The organism is Vibrio ostreicida, from assembly GCF_013074385.2.
GTDB classification, from domain to species: domain Bacteria; phylum Pseudomonadota; class Gammaproteobacteria; order Enterobacterales; family Vibrionaceae; genus Vibrio; species Vibrio ostreicida.
In genome coordinates this window covers 1-19,176 of record NZ_JABEYA020000004.1, presented here as the reverse complement: position 1 = coordinate 19,176, position 19,176 = coordinate 1, and the positions used below count along the sequence as shown (strand labels likewise).

15 protein-coding genes are annotated in these 19,176 nt (G+C 45.3%); 11 read left to right on the top strand and 4 right to left on the bottom strand.

Features of this window, described 5'->3' with window-relative positions; all coding sequences use genetic code 11:
- Window position 1: 1 nt before the first annotated feature.
- Window positions 2–952, bottom strand: coding sequence for a YbgA family protein (locus HLM86_RS08220; RefSeq protein WP_076589553.1), 951 nt, complete (start codon window positions 950–952; stop codon window positions 2–4).
- 350 nt (window positions 953–1,302) lie between these two features.
- Between HLM86_RS08220 and deoD the strand changes: the two genes are divergently transcribed.
- The 6 genes from deoD (at window position 1,303) to HLM86_RS08190 (ending at window position 8,427) form a co-directional block, all read left to right on the top strand.
- Entirely contained in the window at window positions 1,303–2,013 is a 711-nt protein-coding gene (gene deoD, locus HLM86_RS08215; RefSeq protein ID WP_076589552.1) for a purine-nucleoside phosphorylase, read from the top strand.
- A 64-nt stretch (window positions 2,014–2,077) separates the two neighbouring features.
- The gene (locus HLM86_RS08210) at window positions 2,078–3,547 is read left to right on the top strand and encodes a lactate dehydrogenase (protein WP_076589551.1); all 1,470 of its coding nucleotides are present in this window, start codon (window positions 2,078–2,080) and stop codon (window positions 3,545–3,547) included.
- A 124-nt stretch (window positions 3,548–3,671) separates the two neighbouring features.
- A complete protein-coding gene (locus tag HLM86_RS08205) occupies window positions 3,672–5,156 on the top strand; it encodes a hypothetical protein (protein WP_170882578.1) in 1,485 nt (494 codons plus the stop codon).
- Window positions 5,140–6,720: a GGDEF domain-containing protein gene (locus HLM86_RS08200; RefSeq protein ID WP_076589549.1), complete on the top strand. Its 1,581-nt coding sequence runs from the start codon at window positions 5,140–5,142 to the stop codon at window positions 6,718–6,720. The genes HLM86_RS08205 and HLM86_RS08200 overlap by 17 nt, the downstream gene beginning before the upstream one ends.
- A gap of 193 nt (window positions 6,721–6,913) precedes the next feature.
- Entirely contained in the window at window positions 6,914–7,297 is a 384-nt protein-coding gene (locus HLM86_RS08195) for a DUF3302 domain-containing protein (RefSeq protein WP_076589548.1), read from the top strand.
- A complete protein-coding gene (locus tag HLM86_RS08190; protein ID WP_170882577.1) occupies window positions 7,297–8,427 on the top strand; it encodes an HlyD family secretion protein in 1,131 nt (376 codons plus the stop codon). Before HLM86_RS08195 ends, HLM86_RS08190 begins: the two co-directional genes overlap by 1 nt.
- 54 nt (window positions 8,428–8,481) lie before the next feature.
- On the opposite strand, the gene gltS is transcribed toward HLM86_RS08190, so the two are convergent.
- Window positions 8,482–9,708 (bottom strand): sodium/glutamate symporter, encoded by a 1,227-nt coding sequence (gltS, locus tag HLM86_RS08185; protein WP_170882576.1) that lies wholly within the window; start codon window positions 9,706–9,708, stop codon window positions 8,482–8,484.
- Window positions 9,709–10,342: 634 nt separating this feature from the next.
- On the opposite strand from gltS, the gene HLM86_RS08180 reads away from it, so the two are divergent.
- From HLM86_RS08180 to HLM86_RS08165, 4 genes are all read left to right on the top strand, one after another.
- Window positions 10,343–11,260 carry a polyprenyl-phosphate transporter gene (locus tag HLM86_RS08180; protein WP_076589545.1) on the top strand — a complete coding sequence of 306 codons (918 nt, stop codon included), beginning with the start codon at window positions 10,343–10,345 and terminating at the stop codon, window positions 11,258–11,260.
- Between the two features lie 148 nt (window positions 11,261–11,408).
- The gene (locus HLM86_RS08175; protein WP_170882575.1) at window positions 11,409–12,740 is read left to right on the top strand and encodes an aspartate aminotransferase family protein; all 1,332 of its coding nucleotides are present in this window, start codon (window positions 11,409–11,411) and stop codon (window positions 12,738–12,740) included.
- On the top strand, window positions 12,731–13,600 hold the full coding sequence (locus tag HLM86_RS08170) for a beta-keto acid cleavage family enzyme (RefSeq protein WP_170882574.1): 870 nt from the start codon (window positions 12,731–12,733) through the stop codon (window positions 13,598–13,600). Before HLM86_RS08175 ends, HLM86_RS08170 begins: the two co-directional genes overlap by 10 nt.
- Before the next feature lie 22 nt (window positions 13,601–13,622).
- A complete protein-coding gene (locus HLM86_RS08165; RefSeq protein WP_170882573.1) occupies window positions 13,623–14,597 on the top strand; it encodes a TAXI family TRAP transporter solute-binding subunit in 975 nt (324 codons plus the stop codon).
- Window positions 14,598–14,624: 27 nt separating this feature from the next.
- Here HLM86_RS08165 and HLM86_RS08160 read toward each other — a convergent pair whose 3' ends face one another.
- Together HLM86_RS08160 and HLM86_RS08155 are read right to left on the bottom strand one after the other, a co-directional pair.
- Complete coding sequence (locus HLM86_RS08160; protein ID WP_170882572.1) at window positions 14,625–15,548, bottom strand: LysR family transcriptional regulator; 924 nt, start codon at window positions 15,546–15,548, stop codon at window positions 14,625–14,627.
- A 120-nt stretch (window positions 15,549–15,668) separates the two neighbouring features.
- On the bottom strand, window positions 15,669–16,634 hold the full coding sequence (locus HLM86_RS08155; RefSeq protein WP_170882571.1) for an arginine deiminase-related protein: 966 nt from the start codon (window positions 16,632–16,634) through the stop codon (window positions 15,669–15,671).
- A 300-nt stretch (window positions 16,635–16,934) separates the two neighbouring features.
- On the opposite strand from HLM86_RS08155, the gene HLM86_RS08150 reads away from it, so the two are divergent.
- Entirely contained in the window at window positions 16,935–18,779 is a 1,845-nt protein-coding gene (locus HLM86_RS08150; RefSeq protein WP_076589539.1) for an ABC transporter ATP-binding protein, read from the top strand.
- Window positions 18,780–19,176 lie beyond the last annotated feature (397 nt).

The following is a 19,176-nucleotide window of genomic DNA, read 5'->3' as shown; positions in this document are numbered from 1 at the left end:
TTTACAATCCGTATCTCAATCTCAGCTCTTGTGGATGAGGCTGCAAGAACGCCTGTTCCGCGAGGTAGTCATCCGGGTAAGACGCCAAATAATGTTTTATCAACGTGAGTGGTGCAAGCAAAGGTAATGTCCCTTGGCGATACTCATCGATCACACCACACAATTCTGCTTTCTGTTGTTTCGCCAAATCACGTTTAAAATAGCCTTGCAGATGCATAAGCACGTTGGTGTTGTTCTTGCGACTGGCACGATGCGCCACTGCCTGCATTAGTCCGACTCGATATTCCTCATAAAAATCTTTAATATCTCGATCTTTTATATTCGCCACAAGACGCCCCAATGCTTTATATGACTGAGGGTGATGCGCCATTAGCGTCAATTTATATCGTGAATGAAAAGCAACGATTTTTCCTGCGGTTGGGTTCCCATCCATCGAATCGTAAAAGTCTTTCAAGGTATAAATGCGAGTAATAAAATTTTCCTTGAGAACAGGATCATTCAATCGACCATCTTCTTCGATAGGTAGCCAAGGCATTTTCGTCATCAATTCTTGCGTATACAAGCCTACGCCAATGTTTTCTGGCCCACCTTTTCTGTACACCTTAACTCGCTCCATACCACACGTTGGCGATTTGGCACAAACAATGTAACCACAAAGTTCACTTTGCTGTAGCTCGGTAATTTTGTTTCGTGAGTATTCCATCATTTGCTCGGTATATTCTTTGGTCGGGTCTTTGGTCTCTACCAATGAAATCCGTTCTTCATCGGTAACTAAACGAATCGTCGGCCTTGGCACAGGCATGCCCATCCCCACTTCTGGGCACACAGGCACAAATTCGAAGTAAGGCGCTAATTCTTTGGTCACAAACTTGCTGATCTTATGGCCAGAATCGAACCGAACCTTTTCACCCAACACGCAAGAACTGATACCGACTTTAATCACATTGCTCATTTTATGCTCCTGTCACTCTGTTTGAGGTGTACAAAAATAACTTTTGTATAAGTATTAGCACAGATCCTTAAAGTTATACAATAAAATAAGTTGTACAATTAAAAACAGACTAGGTCACCGTGGTTATTTTTCTTCGACATTCAAGCAATCGATTTGCCAAATCGATTGCTCTAACCATTTCAACAAAAAACGTTATCAATGTTATTGATAGGGTTAAAAACGAACACTTTTGTGACTCAGATCTCAAGGGTTATGGTCATATCTAGCTAGTATCTCCTCAATCAATTTCTGAGAGTCAACAAAATTAGTAATCATTAGAAAAGATCGCTAATAAAATCGGAGTAACAACTATGGCAACCCCACATATTAACGCCCAAGCCGGTGATTTCGCTGAGACCATTCTCATGCCAGGCGATCCCCTTCGCGCCAAGTACATCGCAGAGAATTTTCTACAGGACGTTCGACAAGTGTGTGACGTTCGTAACATGTTCGGCTATACGGGGACGTACAAAGGCCAGCGTTTGTCTGTTATGGGTCATGGTATGGGCATCCCCTCAAGCTGCATTTACGCTCACGAGCTGATTTCAGAATATGGGGTCAAAAATATTATTCGCGTTGGCAGCTGTGGCGCAGTTCGAGAAGATGTTAAGCTAATGGATGTGGTCATCGCCATGGGCGCTTCGACTGATTCTAAAGTCAACCGTATCCGCTTTAATGACCACGATTTTGCCGCTATCGCTGATTTTGGTTTACTTGAGGAAGCCGTCAATCAGTCCCGAGCTCAAAACGTACCAGTTAAAGTAGGTAACGTATTTTCTGCTGACCTTTTCTATTCCCCTGAAACGGACATTTTTGAAAAAATGGAGAAACTGGGCATTCTCGGCGTAGATATGGAAGCCGCAGGAATCTACGGTGTTGCGGCTGATCTTGGTGCAAAAGCGCTGACCATCTTAACGGTATCAGATCACATCACTCGCGGTGAAAAATTGAGTTCAGAAGAACGCCAAGAGTCGTTCAATGACATGATGAAAGTGGCTTTAGAAACCGCCATCAACATCTGATCACCTAAGGTTTGCTGCCAGCGAAAACAACGTTGGTAGCCCCAATAGTCCCGAGGGGGTGGAAGTGACGACCGGTAGATTACCCGAGGAAGCTGAAGGCTTACAACTCAACTTTTGTAAAACATTGGCGTGTGACAACTTTGGATTGAGCGATGCACATCGATACGTGGTGCAACATGCTAATCCTAAGCGACCTTCGATGGTTTGTCGGGAGTGTGGTGCTTTCCCCCCCTTACTTAATAATCATGAAGTCTTAAACGAACTGCATCGTTTAAGGCAACTCCATAGTGATGGCTTACCCACTTGTCGCAATCAAGACTGTGACAATGCGGGTATCTCCGTTCACACCCACAAACACCTCTATCACGCTTTTGGTTACAGCGGCGACCGTCAGCGTTATCGCTGCAAATTATGCCAATCCACTTTTGTTGATAAATGGTCAGGTGATAACAAGAAACTGTCTTTTCAGGAAAACCTCTTAGGCCTTCTCTTTACTGGTTACTCGGTACGAGAAATATGTCGTAAGCTAGAAATAAACCCAAAAACGTTTTACGACCACCTCGATCATATCGCCAGTCGGTGCCGCAGAAAATTGGCCATGTTTGACGCGCGCTGGGTTAATCATGCTGAAAAATATGAACTGGCGTCGTGTTTTTCATCTTTGCAGCCCAAGAGTAATAATGGCGTTTTTTGGATCGCCACCGGAGAAGCTCATTCTGGCTATATCCTCTGCCAACACGTCAATTATGCCAACAATGAAGAACCTCAAGGTAGCCTTGACCACGACCCTTATCAGTCTCCGGCTCGTTTTGTTTCACGCGATCATTGCTCCGAAGCCAGTATGCCAGTCCCAGAGCCCTCCGCCATTCTGCGAGAGCGAATTGATCAACAATACCAAACCATTCTAGCGCGAGGTAATGTTGAAGATCCCATGGGTAATTTGACGACCTTCCATTATCCATCAAAAGGCGCGTTGATCCGTCCTCCCTACACATCATACGCCCACTTTCTTCACGTACTGGATTTATGCCACAGTGAACGTCAGGTTTCTATTTATCTGCCTCAGGATCCCGTTCTGCGCTCGGCGGCACTCAGTGTATGTTTGCCAAGGATAAAGCGTCAAAATGTCGACCTTATGTATGTCGAAGAAGATGAGAACTGGAGTACACATCAAATTGTTGGAAAGATTGATATTGTCCATATGGGCTGGTGGCGAGACCGTTGGGCCATCTCGTCTTTTGGCCAATCCTCAAAAGGGATTTGCTATCTGGCAGGGGCGAATAATCAACCAAAAGAGTGGCTTAATAGAGCCAGCCTTAATCAGACCCGATTTTATCAGCAAAGGTTTCAAACACTTTTTGAAAGCTTTATCAATGAGCCCAGACGTAAACTTCGCCCAGGGGGGCTAATGCCAATGCTGGATATATTTCGAGCATGGCATAATTTATGCTATCAGGGAAAGAGCGGCATAACAGCAGCGCAGAAGTTAGGACTCACGGTTTCACCCTTAACACTTCGCGAGCTATTGTCATAACAATTGATGTGAAGCGCGCCACCAAGCAAATGGCGCAAAAAAGCTTTTACTAGAATTGAATCAGCCGCTATTTTTATAATACTTTCGTATTATTTGTGAACCTAGCTGTTTAGGGACTGACTCATTGGATAAAAGCCAACACCTACTGGAAACAGAGATTGAGCATTTAAGGGCACGAGTTGAGAGTGAACCGCAAAAAACACTCGCGATGGCTGAGCAATGTGTGATTCGCACCGACCAAACCTTATACTTAGAAGGCTCAGTTCAGTGCCTGATCATCATGTCCCGTTGCTCATTGCTCCTGAAAGACCATAAACGTGGGTTAAAGCACATTAAAGAAGCCTATAGTAGGCTCAATGCAATGGATACCGACGATTTCCTTCCCGAAATTCTGCACATTCATGCTCTTCATTTTTGGGGGCAGGCAAAATATTACTCTGCCCAGCAGTTTTGGATTAATGCCCTTGAACAATCAGCTCTGATCGACGAAATAGAGATTCAAATTGAATCTTTGATTGGCTTGGGCAACGTCTGGCGTATGACCCACGAGTACCAGCTAGCTCGTACCACGCACGAACTGGCGGTCACGGTCGCCAACAATACCAGAATCAGTTGGTTGGAAGGCAAAGCTAGAATTTTGCTCGCATGGGATCTCTACCTGCTCAATAATTATGTTGAAATGCTCACCTCACTTGATGGGGCTTTGGAAGCCTTAAAAGATCATGATGACAAGACACTGCAAGCTGAAGTGTGGGACTTTCGAGGGTTAGCTCTGCTTGGGCTTGAGCGAATTGAAGATGCGGAAGTTGCGACAAAAAAAGCGCAGGATCTCGCTGAAAAACATAACTTAGTTTGGATGAAAGCGCACTCATTTATTAGTCAGGCGAGACTTGAATTATTGCGAAAACGGCCCGAGAAAGCCGCGAGTTTGCTGGTTCAGGCTGAGCGTTCCGCCAACGCTTTCGATAACGGTGAACTGTTGTCGCAAATTTGTTTCCAACAATCCCGAGTCGCTGAGGTACAAAACGATCACAAAACGGCACTGCGGGCGTTTCAGAAGTACCGTAAGTATTCCATTGACATTCTCCGTGAACAGACCGCCAGAGTGAGCAATGACAGAGCTCGAGCATCAAAGCGTCAACTCGAGCAGCGCGCAAGAAAGTTAATTAACCGAATTCGTGGCCAACATGAATACGACCCAGATAAACAACTCAGTCAAATGGTGTCAGAGATTTACTGGTGGGAACAATTAGTCCAATTTAAGACCGAGCTAAAACATTCAAATCGTTCGGTTATTGTTATTCAACATCCGGATTCTGACTATCTTGAAGTCTGTGCAGAACTCGCCCATTCCCTGTGCCATCATCACGATTTGTTATCCAGACTCAGCAGTGATCGGTTTGGGCTGTTACTCGCTGAACGGGACGAAGCCGCGCTGGAAATTTTTCATGTACTGGCCAAAATGATTGAAATCTACCCTTGGCATAGAAAAGGGCTAAATAAGTGCCTACCGAAAGTTATTTTTCAGGATATTCTGACGTTCCCGTTCACTCTCGATCAGCTAGAAGAGACTCAACCATTGGAATTACATAATGGAAACCTTACTTAATAAGATAGCCGAGTCCGGTTTAGATGTATCTTCAGTCACTGGGGAAGAGGCGATCATTTTTTGGAACCACATCCGCCAGCATATAGCGACCACGCCAGAAGAAAAGGCACAAAGTCTCATTGTGAGTGCTGAATATCGAAGCCTACTCCAGCAACCACAAGCGAGCATTGTTGAACTCAAAGGGGCTCTCGAACATCTTACGCTACCCGCCGATGCCGAATTGCTGCTGGACGTTAAAAAACACCTTGCTGATCGACTTTACCAATCCGGTGACTATTCAGGCGCGTTACAAGAATTTATATCCTCATCGATTATCGCTGTTGAACACAGCCAGATTGACGCTTACGTATTGGCAGTACTTGGTATGGGAAATTTATGTGATGCGTACGGCGATCACAGTCGCGCTTTGCGCTATTATCAGAAAATTGACAGTATCGATCATGCTATCTTTAGCCGCGCTCTTCGTCTTCGCTATAAACTATGTATGCTTGCCTGCTACATAGAACTTAATCGCAGCTCAGCCGCTAAGGACTTGTTGAAAGAATGTTCAGAGTTAGCCATTCTGGTCAGTGACAAAATACTCGCAGGGCAAATACTGCTCTATCAAGCTAAGGTTTACCGTCGCTTAGACCAAAACCAACAAGCCATAGGCTGCCTTGGAAAAGTCCGATACAACCCCGGCACTTTAGAGTCAATGTGGCTATCGATCATGATTCGATTAGAGCTCGCACAAAGCCTTACCGAATTAAATAAGCCTCACCTAGCCAATTGGGTATTAGAGAGCACACAAAAGAGAATCATACGTTACGCATCCCCTGTTCTTAATCTCCAGTTGAACAATGCCCTTGGAAACCTTTATGAGGAACAAGGTGAATTTAAACAGGCCCTAGAGTGTCAAAAACGCGCTTTTCGCATCGAAAATGATTTGATGAAACAGATCCCTATCGTTGAGCTGGGTGCTGCGCAGCTAAGGCGACTGTCCCGTTTTGAGTTACAACTCAAACTGATCTTGTCTGAACTCGAAAATCGTGAACTCAAAGAAACCACCGAAAGTCAGAAACACACGGTCGCCAAATTACAGCAGGATGTGTTTACCGACCCACTGACCAATCTCCGTAATCGACGTTGGTTGGACATGAAATTGAAAGATCTTCTTCTGCATGACGTGCCTTTTTCCATCATGGTGATTGATATAGACCACTTTAAATCAATTAATGACGAACTCAGTCATCTCGTCGGCGATAAAGCGATTGTGAATGTCTCCCACGAACTGTCAAGCTACTTTAAATTTAGAGGGGCGTCAGTCGTACGTTTTGGGGGCGAAGAATTTTTGGTCATCCTTGAAAACACCAACCTTGATCAAGCCACGATGCACGCAGAGAACTATCGAGAACGTATTTTCAAGTTTGGTTGGCAAAAAATACTGGGTGAACGTGGGCTAACCGTCAGTATTGGGATCACGCTGCACCGGGATGGGGAAAATACTCAGCGAACCTTCTACCGCGCTGATAAAGCGCTGTATCGCGCCAAAGCCAATGGCCGCAATCAGGTCTGCACTGAGTAAGTAAAAGCACCATATTATCACGCTTAAATTGATACCCTTTGTCCATTCATTCGCTATTTATGTGTCAGGAACGGTTCAAAGTCCAAAGATGTCTTTTTTATTCACGTCTTCACCGAAGTAAACACCGCTATAATATTGCTCGACTATTCCTATACTTAATGTATTGCATACTAACGATAACAGGAACATCGGCATGTTTTTAGATTACTTCGCTCTCGGCCTATTGATTTTCGTCGCCTTGGTCATTTTTTACGGAATCATAGTTATCCACGATATTCCCTATGAAATTGCCAAACAACGCGGTCACCCGCATCAAGATGCGATTCACTATGCAGGCTGGGTCAGCTTGTTTACTCTGCATGCTATTTGGCCTTTTCTATGGATCTGGGCCACATTATGGCGCCAAGAGAGAGGGTGGGGTTTCCAAAAAATTGAGCAGGAACAACACGATATTCATCACAGGGTTTATGCCCTAATCGATCAAGTCGAGACGCTTCAACAAGACATCAATAATATAAAAAAACAACAAGCAGACGTTAACACTGCAAAGAATGAATCAAATGGGGAGGAACAATAATGGATTTACTATTGATTCTGACCTACGCGGCTCTATGTATTGCCCTTTTCAAACTCTTTAAGATCCCTCTTAACAAATGGACCGTGCCCACCGCTGCACTAGGCGGTATCTTACTGGTCGGGACCTTGATTCTTCTCATGAATTACAATCACCCTTTTACCCAACTGGGTAACCAAGTGTATTCAAGTACGCCGATTGTTTCTGGAGTACGTGGCCGTGTCATTGAAGTCCCTGTTGAACCCAATAAACCACTGAAAAAAGGAGCGGTTCTATTTAAGATTGACCCGACTCCCTTTCAAGCCGAAGTGGATAAAATTGAAGCTCAGATTAAAGAGGCCAGTCAAGGGGCTTTGGGGTTAGAATCCGAATTACAGGAAGCGCAAGCCGCACAAACTCAAGCAATCGCAGACCGTGATAAGGCAAAAAGGGAATTTGCACGCTATCAGGCAGGGTATAACAAAGGGGCATTCACAGAACAGCAATTGGATACCCGCCAACAAGCTTTTAAAGCAGCGGAAGCAGGTGTAAAGGTCGCACAAGCCAAAGTTGAACAAGCGGAAATTAACTTAAACTCTGAAATCGGCGGTGAAAATACCACCGTGGCGAGACTGCTTGCTCAACGTCGCCAAGCTGAATTCGATCTCGAACAAACGGTTGTCACCGCACCCACCGACGGTTTTGTCACCCAGCTTGCTCTGCGCCCCGGAGTGATGGCCGTCCCTTTACCTTTGGCCCCAGTGATGACTTTTGTTCATACTGAAGCCACGCTCTACACTGCCGCTTTCCGTCAGAACTCACTCCAACGCCTTAAACCGGGCTTTGAAGCCGAGTTTATGTTCAAAGCCCTGCCGGGTAAGGTATTTAAAGGAGAAGTTGTCGATGTTCTACCTGCGATTGGTGAGAGTCAGTTTCAAGCCAGTGGTGCACTGCTGGGAACCGACGCTCTGCGCACAAGTGGCCGTGTTTTCGTAACACTTAAGGTACGTGATGATTTGTCTGATTTTCACTTACCTATGGGGACAGCCGTTGAAGTCGCCGTTTATTCAGAGACATTTACCCATGTATCGATTATGCGTAAAGTACTGATTCGTATGAAGAGCTGGCAAAATTACCTGTATTTGGATCACTGATAAAAAAGCAGGCCTGTGATTAGGCCTGCTTCCATCAAACAAGACCATCACCACCTAGCCGATGAAAGAAATATACCCTTGAAGGATCACTAGGTTAACAATATCGATGAAAAATGCGCCGACAATAGGCACCACCATAAAGGCTTGAGGCGATGGTCCATACTTATTGACCAACGATCCCATATTCATCACCGCGGTTGGCGTTGCCCCCAAACCAAATCCACAGTGCCCCCCAGCAATGACGGCGGCATCGTAATTCGACCCCATGACTTTGAAGGTCACAACATAAGTAAAAATACCCAGAATCACAGATTGAACGGAGAGAATGACCAAGAACGGAATTGCCAAGTCAAAGATATTCCACAGTTTTAAACTCATGAGTGCCATCGCAAGAAACAAGGATAGCGATACAGTACCGAGAATGTCGACCGTCTCAACATCCACTTTGTGTACTTTAGCCACCTCAAGTATATTGGTGATAAACACACCGATGAACAAAGCATAAACAAAATCAGGTATCATTAGCCAGCTAATGCCTAAACCACTGACCCATTGCTCCAGATACTTCGCCCCTGTGACACAAATCAGCAGCACAAAAAGAATTTCGATGACTTTTTTCGCGGTCACTTTATCTTCTTCATGCTCGTTGTAAGTCACTAGCTCTGGAAATTTTTCATGAGTCTGTGTCCCAGTGCCGTAAGCCGATTCCAACTTGTTCTTGTTAATTAACTTCTGTGCGACTGGGCTACCAATAATACCGCCAACAATTAAGCCGAATGTAGCAGATGCCATCGCAATTTCTAAGGTATTAGATAGGCCATACGTCTCAGTAAAAGTCTGCGACCAAGCCGCTCCGGTTCCATGCCCACCAGACAGAGTAATTGAACCCGCGATCAGCCCCATCAGAGGATCTAGCCCCAGAGCGGTTGCCAATGAAACCCCCACACCGTTCTGTATGATAATGTAGAACGATGCCACTGCGAGAAAGATGAACACTTTCGCCCCACCTTTCATAAGCTGTGTATAGTTGGCCGCTAAACCAACGGTACTAAAAAACATCAGCATAAAGGTGTTTTGCAAAGGCAATGAAAATTCCAAACTCACGCCATTAAAATGAACGAGAGTGATAAGAACGGCAACGAGTAAACCACCAACGATCGGCTCAGGAATATTAAATTTTTTCAGGATAGGTAGTTTGGCGTTGACAAAGTGGCCCAAAAATAAAACGCCAATAGCAATAAGGAAAGATTCTAGTGGTCCAACTGAAATTATCTGATTCATATAACCTCTTAATAGTTTATCACTCATCTTCCCTAACGAGTTCAGAGCCTATGCTCTGTGCCAGATTGCTACTAAGGTGTTGTAACAATTCCAGGCTTTGCTTGAATTTTGTGTTGTAAAAATATCCTCTTTACAGTGAGAAAGCCCCACTCCACTTCAACACCTCGACCCTATATCTAAGGGTAAAGTTTCAAAAAGAAGGCGACATTATTAATAAAATTGGTCCAGTTTGTCGAGTAAAAGCTTGGAAATTGTCTGGAAGAGTCGCAGAACCTATTGGTCTATCAGGCAAAAAAAAACCAACCGCAATAGAGTGCGATTGGCCTATATATAGTGTGAACAAAATTCATTCACTAACAACGTCAGTTGGCTAGGTGACCCTCGGCTTAATAAGGGTCACTCTTAATAAAGCATAATACGTGCCAACTTTCACACCCCCAAAAATCGGAATATTGGTCCAATTTTTGGCCAATTTATTATAATAAATATGCAAAATGATAATCGCATTTTGCAAAAAAGTGCAAATCGATATCAAACAAGTATCTTATAAATTATTCTGTCAATTCTATTTTTGAGTACTTTTCTGATCGTTATCCTATATAATCCCAAAACCAAACCTAAACCATTGAACCAAATGAATTGCCTATCTACTTTCCTTAAAGGTTTAGCCATGGGCGCTGCTGACGTCGTGCCCGGCGTTTCCGGTGGTACCATTGCCTTCATTACTGGGATTTACGATACTCTGCTTGAAAGCATCCGTCGTATTAATCCGCGCTTGCTGAGCTTAGCAAAACGTGAGGGGCTATCCGCCGCATTCCGCCACATTAATGGCTTGTTCTTAGTTGCTCTATTCAGTGGGGTCTTGACGAGCATTGCGACTCTGGCGAAATTGATATCCTGGCTGCTGCTTACCCACCCCATACCGCTGTGGTCGTTCTTTTTTGGACTGATACTGGTGTCGGTCTTTCACATGCTTAAACAGATCGAAACCAAAAGTGCCAGCCGGCTGGCTTTTCTGATTCTTGGGGTCGGAGTGGCGTTCAGCATTACCATGATTCACCCTCTGCAGCTTGAACCTACCCACTTCAACGTGTTACTCGCAGGTTCGATTGCGATTTGTGCCATGATTTTGCCCGGTATTTCTGGTAGCTTCATTTTGCTCATGCTCGGGATGTATGGCCCTATATTAGCCGCCGTCAAATCCTTCAATACCCCTGTACTGGCGCTATTTGTGAGTGGATGTGTCATCGGCCTACTTAGTTTCTCACACCTGCTCAATTTCCTGCTCAACCGATTTAGAGACTTGACGTTGGTTTTTCTCACCGGACTCATGATTGGTACTCTCCCAAAAATCTGGCCATGGAAAGAAACACTGAGCTGGCGCACCAACTCAAGTGGCGAACAAGTCCCATTGCTAGAGAAAAACTTGTCACCTTTTGACTTTGAAACCATCACCTCACAACCCGCTCAACTCGGTTTAGCGCTGGCACTGATGGTTTGTGCTTTTGCTTTGGTATTAGGTTTGGAGAAGTGGAACAACAACCGCCGTTGATAAAATAAAGGCCAATGTTCGCTTACGCGTCCATTGGTCTATCACATCGAGGGGTATTCCAAAAACTCATTGCGGTCAACTTTTAATCACTTGAAGCTTGCCTTCTCATCAACCACGATAAAGGGACAGTCATCAAAGAGTCTCCTTTATGTCCTATGTATTTCATCGACACTGCCATCGTCATCTGCCTGTGATCAGCCATGGTAAAGGCGTGTATCTTTACGACAGCACGGGCAAAGCTTACTTGGATGCTTGCGGAGGCGCGGCGGTATCAAACCTTGGCCATAGCCACCCTTTAGTCAAACAAGCCATTACCAACCAAATGGAGCAAATCCCTTTTGCCCACACTGGCTTCTTTACCAACCAAGCGTGCGAACAACTCGCCTCCCAACTCTGTGCTCTAATGCCAGCCCAGTTTAACCATGCTTATTTTGTCAGCGGTGGCTCTGAAGCCATTGAATCTGCCTTGAAAATGGCTCGTCAGTATTTTGTTGAAAGGGGTCAATCAAACAAAACGCTGTTTATTGGCCGTCAGCAGAGCTACCACGGCAATACACTCGGCGCGCTCGCCGTCGGCGGGAATGAATGGCGTCGTGCTCCCTTCTTACCATTGCTGACCACCAGCCACCACATTGAACCTTGTTATGCTTATCGCTATCAAGGAGAACAAGAGTCAGAGCAAGACTATTCTCTGCGTTGTGCTAATCAGTTAGAGCGAAAAATATTGCAGCTCGGCGCGGAAAATGTGATGGCATTTGTTGCAGAGCCTATTGTCGGAGCGACCGCTGGCGCCGTGCCTGCAACACAAGGCTACTTTAAACGTATTAGGGAAATCTGTGATCGCTATGATGTATTGCTGATTCTCGATGAAGTCATGTGTGGCGTAGGTCGAAGTGGAACCATGTTTGCGTTCGAACAAGAGCACATAGACCCCGATTTGGTCTGTATAGCAAAGGGGCTAGGGGCGGGGTATCAACCCATTGGCGCCACCCTCAGTAGTGATCGAATCTATGACACCATCGCCAACGGTAGCGGATTTTTCCAGCATGGCCACACATTTATGGCGCACCCAATGGCTTGTGCGGCGGCCCTCGCCACATTGGAAGCCATTACACAGGATCACTTGCTAAACGCCGTCAACACGCAGGGCCGCCAGCTCAAAAATTTACTACTCAGCGAGCTGGGCGATTTCCCCTTTACTGGAGACATCCGTGGTAAAGGTTTGTTTTTAGGCCTTGAACTCGTCAAGGACAAAACCGATAAAAGCCCACTCAACATCGAGACAAAAGCGCACTTGGCGATTAAACATCAGGCAATGGAAAATGGCCTAATGTGTTATCCGATGCCGGGGACTATTGACGGACAAAACGGCCATCACATCTTGTTGGCTCCCCCTTTTATTATCGAAAACCATCACCTTGAAGAGTTGGTCAGCAAGCTAAAAACCACTTTATTAGAGGTATCAAAGTCATGGGGTTAACATCCAATCACCGGGCCATTATCGTCGCTCCCAACGGGGCCTTCAAAACAAAAACAGACCACCCTAACTTGCCCATGACTGAGTCAGAGATGGTGTCTGAAGTAATTGCGTGTAGGGACGCTGGGGCGGCAATGGTCCACCTTCATGCACGAGATAAAGACGGACATCATAGTTTAGATATTGAAACCAACCGACGCCTCTATAACAAAGTAAAACAGGCGGTAGGCGATACTCTCCTTGTTCAATTGACCACGGAAGCCGTCGGAAGGTATACCCCAGAGCAGCAAATGGACCTGATTAGAGCGATCCAACCCGAAGCCGCTTCCTTTGCACTGCGAGAGTTAGTCGCAGATGAATCCTGCTATCAAGTGGCCAAGGATTTCTTTGCTTGGACCGTCGAGCAGGCGATTGTGAGCCAAATCATCCTCTATGATCAATCCGATATTGACCGATTTTTTTTGCTGCGATCTTTAGGGGTACTCCCATGCCAAAACCAACATGCTCTCGTCGTGTTAGGGCGCTATAAAAACAGACATCAAGCCAGTCCTTGGGACTTAAAGCGGCTCAACATCGATGCCTTTGAACAGCACAATGTTCGCGTCGCCATTTGTGCATTCGGCAGCAAAGAGCAAGATTGCCTGCTCTCTGCTCTCTTACTCGGTCTGGATGTGCGTGTTGGCTTTGAGAACAATCATATGACCCCTATGGAAATTCCAGCGCGAACTAACGCAGATCAGGTGAGAAACCTCATAAAAATTAATAAATTATTCAACGTTTTTCATGATGACGCTTATAGTTTTCGCAGGGCACTAAACGCGACTGATTCAGGCCCTCCAAGTAAAACTGACGGGGATCAGTGACAGTGAATGAAAAGGAATTGTTATGACATTACTAAAAAGCGTAATGACAGCGGCATGCACAGCCGCACTTTTAGGGACCACATTTTCGGCGTTGGCACAAGATAAGTTTGTTACTATTGGTACAGGCGGCGTCACTGGCGTCTATTATCCAACGGGCGGTGCGATTTGTCGTTTAGTCAATAAGGCAAAAAAAGAACATGGTATACGCTGCTCCGTTGAATCAACGGGCGGATCAATTTACAACATCAATACCATACGTGCTGGGGAGCTTGATCTTGGCATCGCACAATCTGATTGGCAGTATCACGGCTATAATGGTACCAGTAAATTTGAAAAGGCTGGGCCATTTAAAGAACTCAGAGCCGTCTTCTCCGTCCACCCTGAACCTTTTACCGTGGTTGCACGCGCGGATTCTGGTATCAAACGATTTGAAGATCTTAAGGGTAAACGTGTAAATATAGGCAACCCAGGTTCTGGACAACGCGGCACCATGGAAGTACTGATGGAACGCTATGGTTGGCAAAAAAGCGATTTTAAACTCGCTTCAGAACTGAAAGCGGCCGAACAATCTAAGGCGCTTTGTGACAACAAAATTGATGCCATGGTGTATGTGGTCGGCCACCCAAGTGGTGCCATTCAAGAAGCCACCACATCATGTGACAGTAACATCATCACCGTTGCCAGCCCTGAGGTCGATAAGCTCTTGTCCGATGCAAGTTACTATCGCACCGCAACGGTACCCGGTGGAATGTACAAAGGGAATACAGTGGATACCCAAACATTCGGTGTTGGCGCGACATTTGTGTCATCAACCAAGGTGCCCGATGAAGTCATTTATCATATTGTCAAAGCCGTTTTTGACAACTTTGATGATTTCAGACGATTACATCCCGCTTTCGCTAACCTGAAGAAAGAAGAGATGGTCAATGATGGCCTTTCCGCTCCCCTTCACCCCGGTGCGCTCAAATATTATAAAGAGGCCGGGCTAATTAAATAGCACAATGACAGCAACGGCTTGCCCCATTCAGAGCAAGCCGTTAAATTCTCGACACAATGAGCTTTCTAACAACGCTTGCTTAAGCCATGTCTTAAACCACTGGACCTTGTTGGCCACAAGCCTGTAATTAGGGACGCTCAGATAATAACCGTAACCACTTAATATACTCAACCCAAGTGGATTACTGATCTCGTTGCTGTGCAAGGCTTCTCGCGCCATAAAGTCTGGAACCAAGGCCAACCCCTTATCACGCTTCACCGCCTCAAGTGACAAGTAAAAATGCTCATAACCCACGCTGTAATAGTGCATTGCCCCAGTACATTGATGTTCCTGTTTGAACCATTCCCACAACTGTGGTCTGGTGGTATGAGGGATTAATCGATATTGTGTTAACAGCGACCCAACGTCGAGGTCATGAGAATTAAATACACCCTCACCGATCAATAACAGTCTTTCATGGCAGAGTAACTCGCTGTGCTCATAGTGGTCAGATAGAGGTAAGCAACGTACAACAAGATCACCGTCTCCAGCCAGCCTTGAAGGCGTATCCTCACGAGTACGGACTTTGACCTGAAGATGAGTATGCCGCCGACAAAAGTCTTCAATATTAGGCAGTAACCACAAACTGGCCAATGAGGGAGTCACATCAATGTTTAAGAGTTCTCGGTCAGTATCGCTTTGAATAAGGCTGGCGGTCGCGTGTTGAATAACCTCTAGCGCTTCAACCACTTTAGGTAAGTATTGTCGACCCGCAGGGGTAAGTTCCATGCCATTGAGCTGCCTTGAAAACAGTGGCTGACCAACCGTTTTTTCGAGGAGGGCAATCTGCTTGCTGACGGCCCCCTGAGTCACACAAAGTTCTACCGCGGCTTTTGAGAAGCTTTGGTGATGTGCCACCGCAATCAATGCACGTAGCGCCTTCATTGAAGGAAGTTCACTGTTTTTCAACATTAGGCCACTGTCTCATTCATTCCGCCGTCCTCGCAGAATAAGAGCTAACCTAGCCACTTGTAAAGCAAACGGTATCATTTGCACCGCCTGTCGTTGAACAGGCGATTGTTCAAACTCGATTTAACGACGAGCTAAGAAAACCTCACCCAACATACAGCGAACACTTCCACCGCCAATCGATTCAATGGTTTTGACATTGAAGGGGAACAACTGCCCGTGACCAGATAACTGCGAGAGTTGTAAGGGTGAAAATGCATCATAAGCGGACTGAGACATAGCGATGACTTTCTCACCGTCCCGGTTCTCCAACTCTAATATATTGCCGCAAAACTGATTCATTTGGTCGAGACTGATTGAAATAACCTGCTTACTTTTTGCCAGTGATTTGAGGACAAACCGGCGTTCAAATTCAGGGATCACTTGATCACAAATAACACAGAACTTTTCCCCAATCGCCATCATGACATTGGTATGATAAATCGGCTTGCCTGAAGGTAGCGCTGTCTGAAAAGAGACAACTCTTGGATAGCCGATGCGCTCGGCATAATCTTCCAATACTTCTCGATCACAACGTTGAGATAAGGCCGCATAAATAGTACGGTTCACATGGTCAATCACCATCACTCCCGTGCTTTCAAGATAAGCGTCTTCAGCCAGGTAGCCCGTCAATGATGGTTGTGACTCAACCGCTCGTCCGGCTTTTTCTAACGCTTCACGCAAGGCCTGAGGGCGTACTTCCTGCTGGCGGTTCTCACACGCCATAGGGAAAGTATAAAGAGCCCCATCTGATGTTGTACTGAACCAGTTGTTTGGGAAAACGGCATCAGGGGTTTCGATCTTCCCTACTGGGTAATCAAATTCAACCACCTGCACACCTGCCTGACGCAACTGCTGTGCCATCGCATCAAACTCTTGCATCGCTTGTTGTCGAATATGAGCCCTTGTCTCATTGACCTGATTCTGAAACTCATTGTCCTGAGCGGTTTCAGCATTAAAAGCAAACTCTTTAGGTGGCACCATCACTACACAATTCGCGTTCTGAGGCAATAAAACGGGATTGTCTAACTGTACTTGTGGATTTGACATAGCAACAGACTCATATTTCACACTTATTTAGCCTGAATTGTAGACATAATGTTAAAACAAATTTGCCTGAATTTACATTATCTCAACCGGATAAAGTAACCATTATTACTGAAAATACACCTTTATACAGTGATTTTTATTGTCACTATGACTTTATCATCGATCTGGTTGAATAATATACTTTTCGTCACATCATAATATATTGATATTTCGTTACATTTAGCACAGTAAACGATAACATTATCTATGAACGCTATTGCTATCCATTTCGTTGTTTAGCGTTGGATATTAGGACCCATTATGTTTAAAAAATTTGAAGGATTCACAAAACCTTTTCCAAGTGATGACCCATCACAGCCGCCTGATGGTGTAGTTGCATTCTGTCGCCACTACACTAAAGGCTTTGAAGTACCACTGATCATTATGTCAATTATGGCGACGATAGTCGCCATTGTAGAAGTCTCGCTCTTTGGTGCGATGGGCAATCTGGTTGACTGGCTATCGAACAGCAACCCAGAGACTTTTTGGCAAGAAAATCAGTCACAGTTGATGTTATACGGTGGATTACTGCTGATAGTCATGCCTATATTAGTGGTTACCTACTCTCTGCTCATTCATCAAACATTGCTCGGAAACTACCCGATGTCCATTCGTTGGTTAGCACACCGCTATTTGCTCAAACAAAGCCTCAACTTTTATCAAGATGATTTTGCCGGGCGTATTGCAACTAAGGTAATGCAAACCTCTTTGGCAGTGAGAGAAACCGTAATGAAGACAATGGATGTCTTTGTTTACGTCTTGGTCTACTTTACTGCGATCGTGGTTTTGCTGGCCCAAGCAGATTGGCGTTTAGTCATTCCAATGCTGGCATGGCTGATGATTTACATTGGCATTCAATTGTATTTCGTCCCAAAGCTCAAACAAATCGCCTCAAAGCAAGCCGATGAGCGTTCGACGATGACAGGCCGTATCGTCGACAGTTACACCAATATTGCGACGGTAAAACTCTTTTCTCATAGCAAGCGCGAAACGACCTACGCAGAAAATGGTATGCGCGGTTTCCTCAACACCGTCTATCGTCAAATGCGTCTAGTCACTGGCTTCGATGTTGCCGTTGAAATTACCAACTATTTACTGGTGTTTTCCATCAGTGCATTCTCAATTTATCTTTGGATGGACAATTCTATCAGTGTCGGAGCCATTGCCATCGCGATCGCCTTAGCACTGCGTATCAATGGTATGTCCATGTGGATAATGTGGGAAGTTGGCGCACTCTTTGAGAATATGGGGACCGTCGTCGATGGAATGAAAACGCTCTCCAAACCAATCGACATCGAAGATAAGCCCAATGCCAAACCTTTGTCTGTCGACAAAGGGGGAATAGAGTTCGATAACGTTAGCTTCCACTACGGCGAAAAAAATAAAGGTGTTCTCAGTCACCTCAATCTCAATATTAAGCCCGGAGAAAAAGTGGGACTTGTAGGACGTTCTGGTGCCGGAAAATCGACCCTGGTCAACCTATTATTGCGCTTTCATGATGTAGAAGATGGGGCGATAAAAATAGATGGTCAGGTAATTTCAGACGTCACACAAGATTCATTGCGCAGCAATATAGGAATGGTGACCCAAGATACATCGCTACTACATCGCTCCATTCGTGACAACATTCTTTATGGCAACCCAGAGGCTTCAGAACAACAACTGCTGCGCGCAACAAAACAAGCTCATGCACACGAATTCATCGAAGCCCTCAACGACCCGTTTGGCAACCAAGGTTACGATGCCCAAGTTGGCGAACGCGGTGTTAAGCTCTCAGGAGGGCAAAGGCAACGTATTGCTATCTCTCGTGTTTTACTCAAAGATGCCCCTTTGCTCATTCTTGATGAAGCCACATCAGCACTCGATTCAGAGGTCGAGGCCGCGATTCAGGGAAGTCTCAATGAGTTAATGGAAGGTAAAACCGTGATCGCCATTGCCCACCGCTTATCCACGATCGCAGCAATGGACCGATTGATTGTGTTAGATAAGGGGCAAATCGTTGAGCAAGGTACCCATCAGGAGCTGATACAGAACAAAGGTATCTATGCGCAACTTTGGGCCCACCAAACGGGTGGTTTCATCGCAGATGACACCGATGTTGCTTAAACAACTGATTTATATAGAAACTAAATAAGTTGAACAATGGCGACATACTGACAATAACCGACTAGAACCGAGGTCAATTGACAGTTGTCGCCATTTTGTCGCCACTAATTTTCAAGTGGATTTAGCTGAACAGCTTGCATGAGGTGATCTGGCGTTTTTAAACAAGCGTTTTTAAACAAGCGTTTTTAAACAAGGACAGGCACTTGTAAGCAAAGTATGACGCCCAGCAGAAAAATCAACTCTGCCTCGTAACTACTTATCTTTATTCCGCTTTCTAGAAAAGAAACCGTTACAGTCGTGACATTCTCATTCCATCCCTAGGCACCATCATGACACGAGCACGCAACCAACAAATCTGCCTGGCTGCCACACCTTATTATCACTGCGTTTCACGTTG